Here is a 20,199-nt window from a genome sequence, read left to right on the forward strand (position 1 = left end):
ATGGTCTCCATTTCGATCATTGAATTATCGAAATTCTCCATATTTGTGATTCTATTTATGAGAGAATTTCAAAAAGAATGGATTTGGCACGTATTATTTTGGCTAGTTTATTTAGCAGTCAAAATATTCATTGTCGAATATTTTAGAGATGATTTTGGAACTGTACTTTTAGTGGAGCTAATCAGTTTACCACTAAAGATGTTTTTGGTCTATGTTTTGATTTTTTATCTCATCCCAGAACTTCTTCTAAATAAGCAATATCTAAAATTTTCTCTTTGGCTGATTGTGCTGGTCATTTTTGCAGCACTGGCTCGGCGTTTGACTGATATTTATTTAGTGTACCCAATTAGTATGCTCTATTTCGATCGAGCCATTTTATTGGACTATGGCACTGCTTTTCGCAATTTGGTCTTTGTATATCCGGTCGTGGGTTTGGCTACTGCTATTTATTTGATGACGCATTGGATCAAGGATTATCAAATGCGCACCCTATTACAACGAGAAAAATTAGAGACAGAGCTCAAATATCTCAAAGCTCAAGTACATCCTCATTTTCTCTTCAATACTATCAATAACATTTATTCATTGTCATTGGATCAATCTCCTAAGACTTCTCAAGCACTTTTAGAATTGTCTGACCTATTAAGTTATATGTTGTACGAATGCAACGTGAATCGTATACCACTCAAAAAGGAAATTGAATTACTAGAAAATTACATCAACTTAGAACGTCTACGATATAGCGACAGACTTGATCTTAAATTTAGCATCAGTGGAAATATTGAAACAGTACAAATAGCTCCTTTGATATTGTTGCCATTTGTAGATAATTGCTTTAAGCACGGAGCAGGAGATAGTATGGCAGAATGCTTTGTGCATTTTGATCTAAAAGTGGAAGATGGAGACTTGAGAATGAACCTTAAAAATAGTGTTGACCAATCGAAAAATGAGTCTCAAGAAAACTCTGGAATTGGACTGACAAATGCAAAAAAAAGGCTTCAAGGTGAATATCCTAACAGTCACGAATTGATAATCAACGAGAAATCGGATCTATTTGAAGTAATTCTAACCATTAGCTTGGATGAAAAAAATTAATTGTATCATAGTGGACGATGAGCCTCTAGCCGCTAATGTTCTAGAGAAATACATTCAGAGATTAGATCATCTGAATTTAGTAGGTAAAGCAGAAAATGCAGTGGATGCTTTTAATTTGATAAACATGGAAAACATAGATTTGATGTTCCTGGATATCAAAATGCCACAAATTACAGGCATTGAATTTATGAAATCACTGAATAGACCACCTGCGGTTATATTTACAACAGCCTATCGGGATTTTGCATTAGAAGGTTTTGAGTTGGCTGCTCTCGATTATCTATTGAAGCCTATTTCATTCGAAAGGTTTATTAAAGCAATAGGGAAAGTAAAAATCGATGATTATCAAAAACCAGCTCCTAACAGTCAAACTTCTTCCCATACTTTGACACGTGATTATATTTTCGTGCGCGAAGATAAGCGTATGAAAAAAGTAATGTTGACAGATATTCTGTTTATAGAAAGTATTAAAGACTATGTAAAAATAATTTCTAAAGAAAGTACGGTTTTGACTTATTTGAAAATGAGTTATCTAGAAGAAAATTTACCAAACAGGCAGTTCATACGGGTTCATAAATCATTCATCATCAATGTGGAAGCCATACAAAGGTATACAGCAACTGAGGCTGAAATTGAAGGAACAGTTATTCCCATTGGCAGATATTACAAACAAAAAGTACATCAAGTATTAGATGATTTAGCGCTCTGAGTAGATCAACCTATTATTTTTTGAATATTTTCGAATATGAAATATTTGATGTTGTTATGCTCACTGATTTTGAGTTCAATGCTATTGGCTCAAAATGATCTGCCTAGTGAGCATTTTCATAAACAAGACACTAATTATATAACATCATACACTTCAGAATTGGATTTAACAACCAGATTTTACAATTCAGTTAAATTTTCAAGGTATGTGCTTAGAGATAGTCGTTACGATGAACGGCTGAAATACGCTTCTAATGAAAACTTAATTCTCGGAGTAGGAGTTAGTTACAGACGAGTCACATTCAACTTGGGACTTAATTTTCCATTCGTCAATAGTTGGGACGAAGAGGAAAAAGGCAAAACAAAATATCTCGATGCACAGATTCATTATTACTTGGACAAATATGTATTTGATGCCTGGTTGAGTACATACAAAGGCTACCACCTTACAAATCCTCATGAAACTACTCTGCAATCCCCTGATGACGATTCTTACCCCATACGGCAGGATGTCCGAAATACGAATTTTAGTTTCAATCTCATGAGGATTTTAAATAGTGAGAAATTTTCATTTAGAGCAGCATTTGCTCAAGATGAATGGCAGAAGAAGAGTGCAGGTTCATTTCTGATAGGGGCTGAATACAATATGATGCTTTCAAGCGCAGATTCTACTTTGATTCCATTGAATGTGAAGGAGTCAGATTTTTTTGATGGTTATCAAATGAAAAAAAGCGCCATAGTCAACATAGGAGTTAGTGGAGGATATGGACACACTTTCGTTGTGGCGAAACATTTTTATTTCTCCATAGTGGCAACGATGGCAGTTGGAGGATCCTATACATCTTTAGAATCTAGTGATTCTACACAAGAGGATATCAATGGCTTAACTTTAAATGTAAATTATTCTACAAAAGTCGGTTTAGGCTACAATAGCAGAACTTTTCAAGTTGGTCTAGCTACGGTTCAAACCTTCATGACCAATCACACCCCATTGGATCATGCAAAAATCACAGAAAACCCAGGAAATGTCCGGATTAATTTAATAAAGAGATTTGTACTGAAAAAGCCAATTAAGATGCCTATTCTTAATAAAATTCTATTTTAGTATTATTAGTTGCAATGAAAGTTTGAATTCATTGAAAATGTTATCAATTTTGACCTTCAATGAGCCGATCAGTGAAAAAGCTAAAACTAAAAGCAGATTATAGCTATGATTTTCATTTGATAGGTATTATTTCTCAATCTAAAGATTATACCGTTTCGTGGGCTATTAATAGAGCACTAAACATTGGATTGAAGAAAGAGTCAGATCTTGTAGTGGATTTGAAAAATGCTGAAAAACTAACTATTTCAAATTTTGTTTTTGAAAATGATTTTCGACGTTTTACTCTTTTAGCTAACAAGATATTGACTGAGACTGCAATGACCCAAAAACTATTTGTTCCGTCTCTGGGAACTTTTGATTTTTTATTGAAGATAGAAGAGTTTGAAGAAACCTCCGATTTGGAATTGCTCTTCACAGCGTTGCGACGATCAGAAAAGATCGACTCAATCGTAAAATTGGATGTAAAAAAAATCAAAGAAAAAGAGAGTTTTTTATTCTAAACAAACACACAAATTGATGCATTCGAAACGGGCGAAAATCATTGCCACACTGGGTCCGGCAAGTGAAAAAAAAGAAGTAATCATACAATTGATTGAGGCTGGGGCTGATGTCTTTCGACTCAATTTCTCCCATGGTACACACCAAGATCATTTAGAGCGTATCCAAATGATTGATGAAATTAATGAAGAGTTGGGCACTAATATTTGTACCCTTCAAGATCTTCAAGGCCCTAAAATCAGAATTGGTCGGATGGAAAATGACGAAGCTGAAATCGTCCCTGGCGAGCAGCTCGTTATTAGTACCGAAGATGTTTTGGGTACCAGTCGAAAAGTAAGCACTACCTACAAACCATTAGCTACTGATGTAGTTCCTGGGGATTTAATTTTAGTAGACGATGGGAAATTACAACTTAAGGTAATTTCATCAGATGGTAAAGAGGTGACCACCGAAGTTGTATATGGTGGAATGCTTAAGTCTAGAAAGGGCATTAATCTTCCAAATACTGCCATTTCAGCACCATCTCTAACAGAAAAAGACAGAGAAGATTTAGAATTTGGATTAGAACATGGCGTACAATGGATAGCACTATCTTTTGTTAGAAATGCCAAGGACATTACCGAACTCCGAGAAATTATCAATAGCAAAGGAAAACAAGCTAAGATCATTGCGAAAATAGAAAAGCCTGAGGCAGTAGCTGATATTGACGAGATTATTGAAGCGACAGATGCCATTATGGTAGCTCGAGGCGATTTGGGCGTAGAGGTGCTAATGGAAGATGTACCAATGATCCAAAAGAGAATTGTGAGCAAATGTAATATGCTGGGCAAGCCAGTCATTATTGCTACTCAAATGCTCGAAAGCATGATCGACAATCCTAGACCAACTCGAGCTGAAGCCAATGATGTAGCCAATTCTATATTGGATGGAGCAGATACAGTTATGCTTTCTGCGGAATCGGCTTCAGGAAGCTTTCCTGTAGAGTCGGTTAGAGCTATGGCTAAATGTATTTCATCAGTGGAAGAACGGGCTAGTGTGATATTCAATAAGTTTTGGGAGGACAACAAAAGCGCCACCGCAAAAAATGACATGCTTGTTAAGTCTGCTTGCCAGCTGAGCAAATCCGTAGGTGCACGTGCGATCATTGGGATGACTAAATCAGGTTATACCGCTTTTAGTTTAGCTAAGAATAGGCCAGAAGCAAATATTTACATATTTACCAGTGACAAGCATTTACTTAAGACAGTCAATTTAATTTGGGGTGTGAGAGGATTTTATTATGATGAGCACAAGCCAATTGACGAGACTTTCGATGATGTACTAGAAGTATTGAAAGGAAAAGGACTAGTAGAAACTGGCGATGTTTACATCAATACGGCCTCAATGCCATTGCATTGGGAAGAGCGTACCAATATGATGAAATTAGATGTGGTAAAATAATTTACCACATTCATAGATTCAGATAGCCAAATTTTATAGTTTTAAGCCTCATTTATTGATTTCCATTTTCAAATCAAACCGGCTTGTTACGACTACTAAAATTTGTCCTTTTTTGTCCACTATTTTCATTGCTAGCTTGGCAGGCAGTTGCTCAGAGCGAGCAGTCTGATTACTTAAAAGCTAAGCAGTATTTTGCTGAAGGCAACTATCGATTTGCTATGGATTATTTCAGGCGTTTAGCTGGTAATAATCAAGACCATGCCTTTCAAGAATATGCAGCTTACTATTATGGGTTGTCCGCTTACAAAAATGGAGACACCACCAATGCCAAGGCGATGTGGCTTCAGATGGATGAGGAAAATGAGGATTGGAAGCAAATCCGAGAGGTACATCACTATTTAGCGGAAATTTACTTTGCTCAAAGTAATTTCAATCGAGGAGTTTATTATGCTAAAAAATCTGGCTTGGATGAATCCAAAGCCATGATGAAGCAAAGTCTGACTAAAATTGATAGTCTGCCAGTTCTGGAAGCTTTGAATGATCGGTTTCCTGAAGATGAAATGATCGCGAGAATAGTCGCCGACCAAATCAATGCCCAACCCATGTCAGCGCGTGATTTTCAATTGCTCAATAGATTGGTCAATCAATTCAACTTGAATAAAGAAAAGTATGGTTTGCCAGAAATCGGGGAAAGCCAGATGAAAGAATCTTACCATGTAGCTGTTTTACTTCCGTTTATGTTTGAGGATTTGAGTTACACGGCCAGAGTCGAGCGAAATAAGTTTGTCATGGAGCTGTATGCAGGTATGCTGATGGCAGTGGATTCAATCAACTTAGATGGAAAACACATCAAGATTTTTCCTTATGACACCAAAAGAAATAGTGAGATCACAGAGGCCATTTTCTCAAGCCCTGAAATGAAGTCCATGGATTTGATAGTTGGTCCGTTGTTTCCCGGACCTTCTAAGGTAGCGAATAACTTTAGCTTTGAAAATCAGATTAATATGATCAATCCGTTGATTTCAAATTCTGATGCCATTCAAAATAATCCTTTCTCCTTTCTGTTTAAAGCGGATACTGAGACTCAAGCTTTGGCTGCAGCTCAGTTGACCATCGATAGCGTAAAAAACAAATACGCTATGATTTTCTATGAAAATAATGAAAGAGATTCACTTAATGCATACACCTATAGTCAACGCATCCAGGAGGCTGGATTTGAAGTGCTAATCAACGCTGGTGTAGTAGACACAACTGTGCGTCAGGCTTATAATCTACTCACCGAGAAGTATGAAGTGGGTTATACAAAAGATGAGGTAGATTCGATATTGGCTATGACTTTATCAGGCAAAGAAAGATTTATCAAGGAACGTAAATCGAGTACTAAAAAGGACAGTATAGAATACTATGAAGAATTTTTCACACTGGCACCAGATAGTATAGGACATGTATATGTTGCTTCTTCAGAAGCACTTTTTGCTTCCAATTTTATTAGCGCTTTGTCGATTAGAGCAGACAGTACGCAATTGATAGGGCGTGGCAATTGGAAGGAATTTCCTACACTCACACTTGAAGAAATGGAGAGATTAGGGATCTATTTTATTGATCCTGAATTTGTTGATCCTACTAACGAAATTTTTAAAAAATTTAGAAGGAATTATTTGAAAACGTATAAGAAAGAGCCCTCGTTCAATGCAATCATAGGTTATGAGATGATGTACTACGTAGGTAATATGATGAAGCAATACGGTCACTATTTTCAAAAAGGAAATCCAGAAGTGGGCTTTGTAAAAGGCCAGTTATTACAGGGAACGGAATTCAATTTCAGGAATAGTAATCAGTATGTTCCAATCACGATCTTATCTAATTCAAAACAAAAAGTAGTTAATACAAGAAGTAATGGACAAAACCAATAGTCTCAGGAGTTTTAAACAAGCGCAAAATCACATTCCGGGAGGTGTAAATTCTCCTGTACGAGCGTTTAAGGCAGTGGGAGGTGAGCCTATTTTTATGAAGTCTGCTAAAGGTGCCTATATGCACGACGTAGATGGAAACAAATACATTGATCTAATCAACTCTTGGGGGCCTATGATCTTGGGTCATGGCAAGATTCAAATTGAAAGAGCTGTTATTGAAGCCGTAAAACACTCTTTGTCTTTTGGAACACCAACAACTGCGGAAATTGAAATGGCTGACCTGATTGCCAATATGATGCCGAGTATTGAAAAGGTGAGAATGGTAAACTCAGGTACTGAAGCTACCATGTCTGCGATCCGATTGGCAAGAGGATATACCAAAAGAGATAAAATCATAAAATTTGAAGGTTGTTACCACGGACATGGAGATTCCTTCTTGATAGCTGCGGGAAGCGGAGCTGCTACTTTGGGAGAACCAGATAGTCCAGGCGTTACCGAAGGTACCGCTAAAGATACTATTACAGTTCCTTTCAACGACCTGGAAAAGGTGCAGGAAGTAGTCATGGAGAATCAAGATCAAATAGCGGCAATCATTCTTGAACCTATTGGCGGAAATATGGGATGTGTGCCTCCCGTCAATGGATATTTACAAGGTTTGCGTTCACTTTGTGATGAGAACAATATCGTATTAATATTTGATGAAGTAATGACCGGTTTTAGAATCTCCAAAGCAGGTGCTCAGCAGTACTATGGAGTAAAACCAGATCTAACCACTTTAGGAAAAATTATAGGTGGAGGTATGCCAGTAGGAGCATACGGCGGCAAAGCAGAAATAATGAATATGGTTTCTCCTAGTGGTCCGGTATATCAAGCAGGTACATTATCTGGAAACCCTGTGGCGATGGCTGCTGGACTGGCCATGTTGAAGTATTTGAATGAAAATACAGAGATCTATACCAGACTTGAAACCATGACCGAATATATTGTTCAAGGCATAAAACTGAATATCTTAAAGTTGGGGTTGAAATACACGGTCAATTCTGTCGGCTCAATGTTTAGCTTGTTTTTCACAGATGAGAAAGTGATAGACTTTGAAGGAGCAAAAAAATCAGATTTGAATAGGTTTGGCAAATACTTCAACTCTATGCTTGAAAAAGGGATATATTTGGCACCTTCTCAATTCGAAACTTTGTTTGTTTCTTCCGCTATCGATGAAATAGAAGCGGATTTGATTATTCAAGCTAATTATGATTCCTTGAGGGAAATTCACAAACGATGATTATCATCAGCAGCTAATTGTCACAACTCGAATTAAATAGTGATCTGGACGATAATTTTGAGGAGCGAATCACCTATTTCGCGGATGTAATTTTACCGATTCCTTTACCTGGAACATACACCTATCGCATTCCCAAAGATCTGGAGCCACATATTGAAAAGGGAAGTCGAGTGGTTGTACAGTTTGGGAAGAAGAAAATTGTAACAGGGATAGTTCAGGAAGTACACCAAACAGTTCCTAAAGTTTATGAGGCAAAGTATGTCTTAGACAGTTTAGATCATGCCCCTGTAGTCAACGCCTATCAATTAGATTTTTTTGCATGGTTAGCACAGTATTATATGTGCACTATAGGTGAAGTGCTAAATGCCGCTATGCCGAGTGGGTTAAAATTGACCAGCGAGTCGCTTATTCAACTCAATCCTGAATCAGATGTCTTTAGATCTGAAATGGAATATTCTGAAAAGGAGTTGGCTATTTTGAATGCACTAAAATCCAGTGATCGACTAAGTTTTGATCAGGTTTCGGATTTGTTGGGTGTGAAAATGATTCATCCCGTGTTAAAATCTCTTTTACAAAAAGAAAGCATCCTGCTTTTCGAACAAGTAAAAGATAAATTCAAGCCTAAAACTGTAAAAACAATTTGTTTGGCTGGCCAATTTCTGGAAGACGAATCTGCTATGCAGCTACTCTTTGAGCAATTGGAAAAGAAGCCTAAACAACAGGCCATCCTACTCAAATACTTGAGTTTGACTCGAATAGATGAAGGAGAGGATAAGGATAAAAACATATTGAAATCAAGCCTGTTGACTGGTGATCTTTCTGCGTCTTCTTTGAAAACATTGGTGAAAAATGAAATTTTCGTTGAAAATGAAAAGGTGATTTCAAGGCTGGAAGAAATAGACGGTGTCCTGGAGGAGAATCATACACTATCAGATGAGCAACAAAATTCATTAGACAAAATTCTTTCTGCATTTCAAAAAAATAAACCTGTACTTCTTCATGGTGTAACGGGAAGTGGAAAAACAGAAATTTATGTTAACCTTATTCAGCAAGCTCTTGAAAGCGGAGGACAAGTACTTTATCTATTGCCTGAAATTGCACTCACCACACAGATTGTATCTCGATTGCATAAAGTATTTGGTAGTGCTTTAGGCGTGTATCATTCCAAGTATTCGGACAACGAACGTGTAGAGATTTGGAATGGTGTAAATAATGGGAAAATCAATTTGGTTGCTGGTGTTCGTTCGTCTGTGTTTCTTCCTTTTGATAACCTGAGCCTAATTATAGTGGATGAAGAACACGAATCTTCGTTCAAACAGTACGAGCCTGCTCCTAGATATCATGCTCGCGACGCGGCCATTTGGCTATCACATTTACATCAAGCGAATGTCCTCATGGGTACGGCTACTCCGTCTGTTGATAGCTATCAAAATGCGCTAGATGGTAAATACGAACTTGTTAAGCTTGAGCAAAGATTTGGGTCAGGCAAATTGCCTGAATTCGAACTAGCCAATATTTTGACCTCTCGCAAAAGTAAAAGAATGAAGGGTGATTTTACACCTGAGTTGTTGGAAGGCATCAAAAATGCCTTAGAAAAGAAAGAACAAGTCATCTTATTTCAAAACAGAAGAGGATATTCTCCATATCTTATTTGTCATGACTGTAATCACGTTCCAAAATGCCAAAGCTGTGATGTTAGTTTGACTTATCACATGGGCAATAACGTACTGATTTGCCATTACTGTGGTCATAAAGAATCAGTGCCTGCTATTTGCGATGCTTGTGGTTCTACGGCTATTCGTACCGTCGGATTTGGGACGGAAAAGCTAGAGGAAGATCTTAAAATATTATTTCCAGAAGCTCATATCCAACGAATGGATCAGGATACCACAAGAAGTAAATATGGTTATCAGCATATTATTGATCGATTTGAAAGGGGAGAGACTGATATTTTGGTAGGCACTCAGATGCTCAGTAAAGGTCTGGATTTTGATAAAGTCTCTTTGGTGGGTGTCTTTGATTATGACCGAATCGTACATTTTCCTGATTTCAGATCTCATGAACGAGCATTTCAACTCATTACACAGGTGAGTGGCAGAGCAGGGAGAAAGGATGATCAAGGGAAAGTGATCTTACAAACTGGAGAGCCTGATGAGCCACTTTTATATAAAATCAGAACAGGAGACTATAAATCCTTCTTTCAGTCTGAAATTTTGGAACGACAAAACTTTCAATACCCGCCGTTTTATCGTTTGATCAAAGTGATTCTGAAACACAAAGAGAAAAATATATTACAACAAGCATCTAAGCAATACGCCAGCCGATTGATCGGAGAATTAGGTCGCCAAAGAGTCCTAGGCCCGCAGCAACCTGTGATTTCAAGAATCCGAAATTTATATATCGAAGAGATTTATATCAAAGTTGAGAAAAAGAAGATCAATATTAATAAAGTAAAAGAGTTGGTGTACAAACTTGGGTTGGAAGTCAAACAGCATCGAGATTACAAAACACTGCGACTGTTTTTTGACGTGGATCCAGTCTAGCATGACCTTTTGCTAATAGGTTGTGAAATGGTGTTGAACCAATCTTTTCAGTATTTAGTCGAATATTGGCTTAACTTGAGATAATTCGTAAATTCTTCTCGGATCAATTGACTAAAAATTAATTAATTTTATAAGAAGAATCGTAATTCAAGACAGGATGAATAAATTCGTTTGTCTTGTAGAAAAACTAATCAACATGGAACAAATGAAGCACATATCTCTACTTCTCATACTGTCATTTCTTTGTGTCATCACATCATTGGCCCAAACTAAATATGATAAAAAGCTTGAAAAAGCCGCAGATGCCTATGAAATAGGGGACTACGAGAAGGCCAGGTCCGAAATAGAAAAAATCAAAAAGCAGTCTACCAAGAAAATTGGTGGAGTCAATGAGTTTTTGCCAATCGCTCGAATCAAAGAGGCTAAGTACGATGTGGCACTCGGCATTGTAGGAGGTGTTCATCAGTCAGTAGCCGAAGGACTTGAAATGAGTGAAGTAGTCAATGGTGCAGATTCTGAAGTTCACGCTTTACTCCTCAAAGAATCAACAGAAGTGATGATTCTGTATGGAGATTATTTAAAGGCAAAAGAATACTTAGATATTGCTCGCCCCATTCTAGAAGAGGCAGGAATGGATGAAAACCTGGCAGCATCAATAGATGTACTGGAAGCTCAAATAAAAGTGGGGAGAGGATATTATACAGAGGCCATTGAATTGATCAACGGCAAAATGGACTTTTATCAGGGTCGTGCATATTTGGACGATGGAGCTAAGAAAAGTGTAGAACGCGAGCGAATGAGAGAATTTGCCCGAATGATGTTGTTTAAAGGAGATGCCTATCGTAAGATGGGAAATTACTTAAGTGCTGATTCGGCATTTGTGTTTGCCACAGATTGGGTAAAGGATAATTTAGGCAAGGCAGACATACTTTATAGCGAAGCTCAATATTTGAACACTTTACTTTTAGAAGAAAACGGATTGGAAATAAGTGCTGTTGTAGATCTTTATGAAGGCGCCTACATTCATACCGTCAGAAAATATCTACCTCAGCATTATGTTACGGTTAGGATTCGCGAGCGCCTAATTAAAAGCTATATCAAGAATGATAACAAGGCAAAGCTTAATAATCACATGACGGAATTTAAGAAAGTGATTAAGCAAAATTATGATAAAAACAGCCTCTATAGCATCGTGCTTGAAACGCTCGATTATGATGTGCTGCTAGGAGGAAAGGATGTAGGCTTGGAAAATGATGTATCGGAAATGTTAGGTGCAGAGTCTGTCATTCCAAAATATCACCCTAAACGTATTGAATTGTTAGAATTTGCAAATAGCGTAGCAGTAATCAATGGAAGGCATGACAATTCGTACCAATATCTTACTGAGATTTTGGATATCAAGCTGAACCTCTATGGTGAAGAATCTCCAGAATACAATTTGTCTAAGGTTAGGATGGCGAATTACTATGTGGATTTCACAGAGAAGTTTACCGAAGCTTTAGAAATCTACAATACCAGCTGGGATCAGATTGTAAGAAAAGAAATTCATGAAGGTCATCTGGATTATGTTGATATTTTAGATCATCAGGCTATTTTCTACGAAGAAAATGACCAGTACGAAAAAGCGTCTGAAATATTGGATGTGGCATTGGAAGCATCACGAAGAAAGTATGATAATCAGGATGTAGAGTACGCCATAGAACTGGATAAAATTGCTAACCTTCAGTTTAAAATTGGTCAATATAGTGATGCGGAAAACAATATAAATGAAGCCTTAAAAATTTTAGAAAAAGCCGATAAAGAATTGGCCGGTGGTTACTATGCGCAGTCTTTAATCACGCAGGCTACACTTTTTGCAATCAAAGGGGAATATGACGAAGCTGAAGATAACATTAGTAAGTCAGAAAGATTGCAAAAATCTGGGATTCGCACTGTCGAAACTTCAGGTATAGAAATCGAAGACGAATTGGCAGAAGTCTATGTGGATATTGGTAGATATCGAGATGCCGAAAAGTTAATTGAAGGAGATCTAAAGAAAAAAGAAAGAAGATTCGGCTCAACAAGTCGGCATTTGAACGATCCTTTAATTTTAAAAGCCCGACTAAAAATGATACTTGGGGATTATACTTTGGCCGAAAAAATTGCGACTAGAGCGTACAATATTACCTATGATATATTCGGAGAAGAGTCATCCAAAATAACTCCCAGTTTAGTGACACTCGCAAAAATTAATACGACTATTGGCGATTATGATGCTGCTGAAACCCAGTTGGAACAAGTTATTGATATTCGTGAGAAACAGTTTGGAAGAGACCATATCGATGTGGCAAGGGCAGTATCTGATTTAGCTTTGGTGAGGTTTTATAATGATGCACCTACATTGGAAGTAGAGGATCTATTCTTACGCGCTGAAAAAATCATTGGAAAAAAATTAGGAGGGTCTAACCCTCATTATGCTGAAGTTTTAAAGAATCTGGCCATAGTCTATGTGGCGGAGCGCAGGTTTGACGAGGCTTTTGTGTACTTAGAAGATGCTGCGAATATTTGGGACAAAAGAATCGGAAGAAGAAATAATATCAACGCAGCAACAATTAACATCCTACGAGGCGATATCTATTACAGTCAAAGACAGTATGAGGAGGCTGAAGGCTACTATAACAAAGCCAAAAGCTTGTATGAGAGCTTTTTTAGTAAATCACATCCAGAGTATGTGAAGGTGCTGTCAAAAATGAGTAAGACTTATTTTATGCAAGGAGATATCAAGAAATCTCAAGAGTCGATAGAAGAGGTGCTCAGTAATTATGCTGTATTTATCAAAGATTATTTTCCTTCATTGTCAGAAAGAGAGAAGGCTAAATTTTGGAATACAATTAAACAAGATTATGAGTTTTACAACACGATTGTTATCAATTACAACAAAAAGAACAGCGATCTGGTTGGTTCCTTGTACAACAATGCATTGTTGACCAAAGCCTTACTGCTTAGCTCATCGATCAAAATCAGACAACGAATCCTTGCTTCTGGAGATGAAGCATTGATTTCTACCTATCGAGAATGGGAAGCTAAAAAGGAAACACTGACTCAAGTGCTTTCTATGAGTACCGATCAGTTGGCTCAAGCCGGAATAGATGGAAATGTATTGCAGGTTGAAGTGGAAGATTTAGAAAAACAGCTTAGTCAACAATCTGAAGATTTTAGTTCTGGATTTGATTCAAAAGTAGTGACATGGGAAGATGTACAGAAATCTTTGAACCCCAATGAAGTGGCTCTTGAGATGGTTAGGTTTCGTGTTTTTGATCACAATTTCTCGAAAGATTCCATCATGTATGCTGTGATGTACGTGAAAAATGAGAAGAAAAGTACACCAGGTTTAATTCTATTGAAGAATGGTAAAGACATGGAGTCTAAATATTTGAAACTGTATAGAAACAGTATCAAATTTAGGATTGATGACCAGAAATCCTATGATAATTTTTGGAGACCTATTCAAGATGTCGTTGGTAACCCTGGACGAATCTATGTATCAGCAGATGGAGTTTATAATCAGTTGAACCTGGAAGCTATTAAGCTTGAAGATGGCAGCTTTGTTTTGGATAGGTCAAATATTATTTTGGTAAGTAATACCAAAGATTTGTTCTTTGACAAGATCACTACAAATGTCGTGCAGGAAGCAAACACAGCCGAAATGTTCGGAAACCCAACTTATTATGTTTCATCGAAGCCAGGAAATTGGACGGGTCGTGCTACCACTAGGGGAGGTAATCCGGATGTGATTGGTCAATTGCCAGGAACTGAAAAGGAAGTAACAGAACTCAAAGATTTGCTACGAAAGGATGGATGGGTGACTACCGATCACAAAGAAAAGCAGGCCACAGAACAAGCCATAAAAGCAATGGATAATCCTAAAATTTTTCATATAGCTACACATGGATTTTTCCAGCCTGACGCGGATTTGAGTGCGGAAGACATAGCTATGAATGAAAATCTGGCTGCTCAAAATCCCCTATTGAAAACAGGTTTGTTGATGAGTGGAGCAGGAGATATATTAAATGAAACGACTTCGAATTTCAATTTGGATGACGGAATCCTTACGGCATACGAAGCGATGAATCTAAATTTAGATAAAACGGATTTGGTAGTATTGTCTGCATGTGAGACTGGTTTGGGAGAGATTCAAGCAGGTGAAGGTGTCTATGGCCTACAGAGAGCCTTCTTAGTGGCTGGTGCACGCACGATTATTATGAGTTTGTTTAAAGTGTCAGATGAAGCTACACAAAAACTAATGGTGAAATTCTACTCCAAATGGTTAGATACTGGAGATAAGCGCGCTTCATTTATAGAAGCAAAACAAGAAATTCGTGATGAATACAAAGACCCGATCTTCTGGGGTCCATTTATTATGATTGGATTGGATTGATGAATCAAGATTTTACATTAATTCTGATGGCTCTACTAAATTTGTGGAGCCATTTTTTGTTATATATATCAAATGATACGTAATATTTTCAACTGCATTCTGTGCTTAATCAGTGCTATATCGTTCGGTTATTCTCAGTCACCTATTCCAAAACCTTGGAATTTAAGCTCTAAAGCTTCAAATGGAATGATTTCGGAATTTGAGGATCACAAAATCTATCAACGAAAAAATAAGGATGAATACGACTTGAGTTACTTCAGACAAGTAGAAGAAGGTATGGTGAAATTGATCAAACAAGGTCGGTTTTATGATGATGAGAATCTTACCAATTACCTTCTTTACCTGAAAAATAAACTGATAGATGGTCGGTATACTGATAGGTCTATGCAGGTGCATATATTGGTAGATAAAACCAGTTCTGTTAATGCATTCACATTGGGGAGATGCACAATTGTGGTGAATAATGGTCTTTTGTCGAAAATGGAAACTGAAGAACAATTTGCATTTGTTTTGGCTCATGAAATTGCTCACATAGAATTAAAACATGTATATAAAAAACTGAATACAATTGATCAAAACAAGATTGACCAAGATTTGAATATGATTCTTTTAGAGGATGTCAATACAGAGGATATGGAAGAGTTCAAGAATCAAATGTATGACTTCGCTTCATTTAACCGAGAGTTGGAAGCAGCTGCAGATTCATTAGGCTATCTTATATACTCCAATGTTTATAACAATCCCAGAGCTCCTATTGAGGCATTAGGAAAAATAGATTCAAATAACCCTGAAAGGGACAAGATAGGATTAGAATTGTTTAAGCCTTTTAATTTTAGGCTACACCCATTTGATAGAAAATGGATTCGTGAAGACTTAAATCACTTTAGTGATAGATCAGATAGAGTATTGTTTTTGAAGATGGATTCGATCACTTCTCACCCAGAAATGAGTCTTAGGTTAGACAGGCTTTTAGATCAAATTTCAGTTCATGTCTATGATTCTATCAATACAGAAACAGATATTGCTTGGCTTAATAAAACATCATCATTTGAAATTGTTAATTTCAGTTTGAAGACTAATGCTTACGCAAGAGGTTTGTATGAAGCCTTGAAAATGAAATATTATTACCCAGATGATAAAATGATCTCAACCTTATTAGCTGAGGTTTTAATTCAAATTCATGACCATAAACGAGATGGTCTTTTTGATATGTATTTTTCAAGATATACCATAGGCTATTCTTCAGACCTTAGAATGGTACATAATTTCATCAGAAATATTTCATATCAAGAGATTTCTGGAGTGGCATTTAACTTTCTAGGACAAGCTAAAAATTTTGATATTCTGGAGCCAATGCACTACAAACTATTGGTGTCGATATGCGAGAGGATGGGGAGAACCAATCAGGCTAAAAAAATCAAATACCAATACGAAGCTAAGTTTGACCGCAAGTGGTGAGATCATATTGAAGTCACATTTCAAATTTGATATCAAGTCTTTTACAATAAAAAAAATTAATGATCATAGATCGTGGTTGATAGGTGTTAAGCCAACTCCTTCAAATCCACAGGAACTACTCTAGAAACTCCTTGCTCTACCATGGTGACTCCATAGATTACATCGGTAGATATCATGGTGCGCTTGTTGTGTGTCACGATGATGAACTGAGATTCGCTAGAGAAGTCGCGGATGATATTATTGAACTTATCAATGTTGGCATCATCCAATGGTGCATCTACTTCATCGAAAATACAGAATGGTGCTGGTTTCAACAGATAGATGGCAAACAAGAGCGAAGTTGCTGTTAGCGTTTTTTCCCCTCCTGATAATTGATTGATACTCAAAGGTCTTTTGCCTTTTGGCTTTGCCATAATCTCAATGGCAGATTCCAACGGATCATCTGGATTTGAAAGGCGCAAGTCACACTGATCTTCCTCAGTAAAAAGTGATCGGAATACACGAATAAAATTAGTTTTAATGTTTTCGAATGCTTCAACAAAGGTTTCTTTAGCCACTGCATCAATCTCGCTGATGGTCTCCATCAATGAGTCTTTAGCCTTCAGTAAGTCTTCTTTTTGTGCGATAATGAAGTCGTGGCGTTCTTTGATTTCTTCGTAAGCTTCCATGGCCATCGGGTTGATTGGCCCCATGGTTTCCATTCGACTTTTTAGTTTTTCTACATGTGCTCTCAGTTCTTCTTCGCTCATGTCTTTGAGCGCAGCGGTTTTTTCTTCATCTTCCTTGCCGTCAATCAGTAGTTGGTCAATATCAATATTGAATTCTACTGAAAGTCTTTCTTTTACACTAGTCAGTTGAAGGCGAGTTTCGTTGAGCTGGTTTTGTACCTCCATGGTATTCATGTCAGTTTGCTCACGTTCGCGTTGGACTTCTCGTGCTTCTTTTTCTACTGTTTCTATCAACTCTCTTTCGGAGTAGTAGTCTTTTTCAGCTTCGGTAACCGCTTTTTCAATCGAGTCTTTCTCCTCATACATTTCGATGAGTTGATCATCGTTAGAGTCTGATTTTTCGATCAACTGTCTAACTTCTTCATCTGTCTGTTTGAGATCGGACTGATTTTTTTCTATTCGTTCTTTTGCTGAATCTAGATTCGCCTGCTTGTGTGAAATTTCCTGATCAATACTTGCTACTTTATTTTGCTGCTGATGATAAAGGATGTTTTCCTGATTGAATGCTGTAGACTTTTCATTCAGCTGTTCATTGTAAGTACTCAGCTCAGCTTTGAAATTCGTGTGCTTTAATTCAAGTTCATCAAGCAGTTTTTGCTCAGTTTCTTTTTTTGGAGTAAGCTCAGCAATCTCTTCATTGAGCGCATTGATATTTTCTAGAATGTCCTCGCTTTTGTTCGTGTTTTCTGTCAATAAATTAGAAAACTGCTCTTGCTTGGTGGTAAACGAGACGTACTCTTCTTTGATTTGCGTGAGTTCTACTTGAACTTGTTCCAGCTGTTCGTCATAGTTGTTTTCCTTCAAGCGATTTAGATCAGAAACCTTTTCTTCCAAGTTTGACTTGACCTCATTGAGCTTGCTTGTTAATTTTTTAATTGATGCAGAGAGCTTTTCTAAGTTCTTGGCTCTACCTATTCTTTTTCCTTCAAATAGGCCAACAGAACCACCAGAAATACTGAACTGTCTGTCTATCACCTTACCGTTTTTGGTGATGAGTACAGTATCTCTATGATCTACACCTTCGGGGTCGTTGAAATTGCTGATATAGACATTATCTAATATATAGCCGATCAACTTCTTATATTTTGGGTCGTACTCTACCACTTCGGTGGCCGGTACGGCATTTTCCATGATTTCTGTCTGTGTGGATTTGAATTTTTCAAATCGATCGAGAATGAAGAAATGTGCCTTCCCCTTAGAGGCATCACTCAAGATATTGATAGCCTTAAAGGCCTCTGCTTCGGTGTCTACAATGTAGTAATTCATGTATGACTCCAAGTAGTTTTCTACCGTCACACGATATTCCTCTGGACAAGTAAGAATGTCAGATAGGAGTGGTGCGTTTTTACTCCAGCCTGTTTCTTTCTTTAGAAATTTAATAGCTTCAGGGAAACCTTCCAAGTTGTCTACCAGGGATTTCGTCAGGTTGTATTCGTTTTGAGAAGCATCAAGCTTTCGATTGACTTGTGTCAATTCCTCCTTTATGACTTCAATAGTTCTTTCAGAATGTGTGATTCTGTTTTTTAGTTCCTCGTCTTTTGATTTGAGGTAATCGTATTGCTCTTGTTTTTCTTTTTTCTCTAATTCAATTTCAGCGATTCGCTTTTCGAAATTCTGCAGGTTTTCCGTTTTGGAGGAGGTGTCTGTGGCTGCTTTTTCAAGTTCCTGCTTTAAAGAACTCACTTGAATAGACTTGATTTCAAGTGATTTGATTAGTTGATAAACTTCTTCTTTCTTATTGATGAAGTTGAGATTTAGCTCTTCGCCTTCATTTTTAAGTGCTTCATTCTTTGCTTTTTCTTCTTCGAAATCCTGTTTTAGTGTTTCAAGTTTATGATACACCTCGCTTAATATTTTTTCGGAAGAAAGTTTCTCATTGCTTAGACCTGAGATAGAAAATGCAGATCGTTCGCTGCTCTTTCTGTCTAGTTCTATGGTTTCCTTCAAGCTATCACTTCGATCATTTAAAAAACGAAGACGTTCATTTTTGATTTTCTTTTCGCTTTCGTACTGCCGTATTTTATTGACATGTTCGTTGAGCGTTTTTTGTCTGGTAGCGAGGGTTTTTTCTTTGCTTACCAAGTCTGCTTTGGCTTTTTCCGTTTGAGCTTCTTTTTCGGCTAACTGCTTGTTGAGGCTGATTTTTTTGTCGTTGTTGACTTCAGTAGCCTTTTTGAGACTTTCAAGTTTCTCTTTTTGTTGTTGTAAAGTGGATTTAGCAAGCTCTACGCTGTAAGTTTTGTAGTCTTCTTTTACCTGATAATATTTTTTAGCCTGTTTGGCCTGACGTTCTAATGATTTGAGATTCTTATCAATTTCGAAAAGTAAATCTTCTACTCGATCCAAATCGGCATCCGTATCATTGAGTTTTCTGAGCGTCTCTTTTTTACGAATTTTGAATTTGGATATACCCGCGGCTTCTTCGAATAGACCTCTTCTTGAATTGTCCTTGTCGTTCAAAATATTATCCACCATACCAAGCTCTATAATAGCGTAGCTATTGGAGGCTATACCTGTGTCAAGGAATAGGCTTGTAATGTCTTTCAATCTACAAGTCACGCCGTTGAGCTGATACTCACTTTCGCCAGATCGATAGTATCGTCTAGTTATTGTTACGTTTGAATATTCAGTAGGGAGTAGATTTTTTGTGTTTTTGAATGAAAGAGATACTTCTGCTAGCTGAGTAGGTTTTCTGTTTTTGGTTCCATTGAAAATGATGTTGTCCATCTTTTCTGAGCGCAATGATTTTACTTTTTGCTCACCTAGTACCCAGCGAATGGAGTCTACTACATTAGACTTTCCACAACCATTTGGCCCTACAATTCCCGTTATGCCTTCATCAAAATTGATAACTACTTTGTCACCAAAACTCTTGAATCCTTTAATCTCTAATTTAGTCAGTTGCATTCAGTGTACACATTTTTCAGAACCAACAAATTTATTAGTATTTCTGAAAGACCAATTGAGTCAATTATCAAACTTATTAACAATTAAACCACATTTAGCTTGATGAGA

At 37.2% G+C, this 20,199-nt stretch carries 11 protein-coding genes; 10 read left to right on the plus strand and 1 reads right to left on the minus strand.

The window, feature by feature from the left end; all coding sequences use genetic code 11:
* Positions 1–57 precede the first annotated feature (57 nt).
* The 10 genes from ABJH98_RS04655 to ABJH98_RS04700 all read left to right on the plus strand — a co-directional run bounded on the left by ABJH98_RS04655 (position 58) and on the right by ABJH98_RS04700 (position 16,456).
* Entirely contained in the window at positions 58–1,095 is a 1,038-nt protein-coding gene (locus ABJH98_RS04655) for a histidine kinase (RefSeq protein ID WP_348306469.1), read from the plus strand.
* Positions 1,082–1,804: a LytTR family DNA-binding domain-containing protein gene (locus ABJH98_RS04660; RefSeq protein ID WP_348306470.1), complete on the plus strand. Its 723-nt coding sequence runs from the start codon at positions 1,082–1,084 to the stop codon at positions 1,802–1,804. The genes ABJH98_RS04655 and ABJH98_RS04660 overlap by 14 nt, the downstream gene beginning before the upstream one ends.
* A gap of 78 nt (positions 1,805–1,882) precedes the next feature.
* Complete coding sequence (locus ABJH98_RS04665; protein ID WP_348307241.1) at positions 1,883–2,908, plus strand: DUF4421 domain-containing protein; 1,026 nt, start codon at positions 1,883–1,885, stop codon at positions 2,906–2,908.
* 59 nt (positions 2,909–2,967) lie between these two features.
* Positions 2,968–3,408, plus strand: a complete 441-nt coding sequence (locus ABJH98_RS04670; protein ID WP_348306471.1) for an IPExxxVDY family protein — start codon at positions 2,968–2,970, stop codon at positions 3,406–3,408.
* A 16-nt stretch (positions 3,409–3,424) separates the two neighbouring features.
* Positions 3,425–4,846, plus strand: a complete 1,422-nt coding sequence (pyk, locus tag ABJH98_RS04675; protein ID WP_348306472.1) for a pyruvate kinase — start codon at positions 3,425–3,427, stop codon at positions 4,844–4,846.
* A gap of 83 nt (positions 4,847–4,929) precedes the next feature.
* Positions 4,930–6,759, plus strand: a complete 1,830-nt coding sequence (locus tag ABJH98_RS04680; protein WP_348306473.1) for an ABC transporter substrate-binding protein — start codon at positions 4,930–4,932, stop codon at positions 6,757–6,759.
* Positions 6,743–8,038 carry a glutamate-1-semialdehyde 2,1-aminomutase gene (hemL, locus tag ABJH98_RS04685; protein ID WP_348306474.1) on the plus strand — a complete coding sequence of 432 codons (1,296 nt, stop codon included), beginning with the start codon at positions 6,743–6,745 and terminating at the stop codon, positions 8,036–8,038. The genes ABJH98_RS04680 and hemL overlap by 17 nt, the downstream gene beginning before the upstream one ends.
* A gap of 17 nt (positions 8,039–8,055) precedes the next feature.
* Complete coding sequence (gene priA / locus ABJH98_RS04690) at positions 8,056–10,581, plus strand: primosomal protein N' (protein ID WP_348306475.1); 2,526 nt, start codon at positions 8,056–8,058, stop codon at positions 10,579–10,581.
* Positions 10,582–10,738: 157 nt separating this feature from the next.
* Complete coding sequence (locus ABJH98_RS04695; protein ID WP_348306476.1) at positions 10,739–14,998, plus strand: CHAT domain-containing tetratricopeptide repeat protein; 4,260 nt, start codon at positions 10,739–10,741, stop codon at positions 14,996–14,998.
* Positions 14,999–15,184: 186 nt separating this feature from the next.
* The gene (locus ABJH98_RS04700; RefSeq protein WP_348306477.1) at positions 15,185–16,456 is read left to right on the plus strand and encodes a M48 family metalloprotease; all 1,272 of its coding nucleotides are present in this window, start codon (positions 15,185–15,187) and stop codon (positions 16,454–16,456) included.
* 86 nt (positions 16,457–16,542) lie between these two features.
* Here the strand turns inward: ABJH98_RS04700 and smc are convergent, their stop codons facing one another.
* Complete coding sequence (gene smc / locus ABJH98_RS04705) at positions 16,543–20,091, minus strand: chromosome segregation protein SMC (protein ID WP_348306478.1); 3,549 nt, start codon at positions 20,089–20,091, stop codon at positions 16,543–16,545.
* Positions 20,092–20,199: the final 108 nt, after the last annotated feature.

The sequence above is a fragment of the Reichenbachiella sp. genome (assembly GCF_039969095.1).
In the GTDB taxonomy this organism is placed as follows: domain Bacteria; phylum Bacteroidota; class Bacteroidia; order Cytophagales; family Cyclobacteriaceae; genus Reichenbachiella.

Bases quoted from the DNA above. Each gene is read 5' to 3' on its own strand.
- ABJH98_RS04665 (WP_348307241.1), top strand. From the start codon at position 1,883: ATGCTATTGGCTCAAAATGATCTGCCTAGTGAGCATTTTCATAAACAA.
- ABJH98_RS04700 (WP_348306477.1), top strand. From the start codon at position 15,185: ATGATTTCGGAATTTGAGGATCACAAAATCTATCAACGAAAAAATAAG.
- pyk (WP_348306472.1), top strand. From the start codon at position 3,425: ATGCATTCGAAACGGGCGAAAATCATTGCCACACTGGGTCCGGCAAGT.
- ABJH98_RS04660 (WP_348306470.1), top strand. From the start codon at position 1,082: ATGAAAAAAATTAATTGTATCATAGTGGACGATGAGCCTCTAGCCGCT.
- ABJH98_RS04655 (WP_348306469.1), top strand. From the start codon at position 58: ATGAGAGAATTTCAAAAAGAATGGATTTGGCACGTATTATTTTGGCTA.
- smc (WP_348306478.1), bottom strand. From the start codon at position 20,091: ATGCAACTGACTAAATTAGAGATTAAAGGATTCAAGAGTTTTGGTGAC.
- ABJH98_RS04695 (WP_348306476.1), top strand. From the start codon at position 10,739: ATGAATAAATTCGTTTGTCTTGTAGAAAAACTAATCAACATGGAACAA.
- hemL (WP_348306474.1), top strand. From the start codon at position 6,743: ATGGACAAAACCAATAGTCTCAGGAGTTTTAAACAAGCGCAAAATCAC.
- ABJH98_RS04670 (WP_348306471.1), top strand. From the start codon at position 2,968: ATGAGCCGATCAGTGAAAAAGCTAAAACTAAAAGCAGATTATAGCTAT.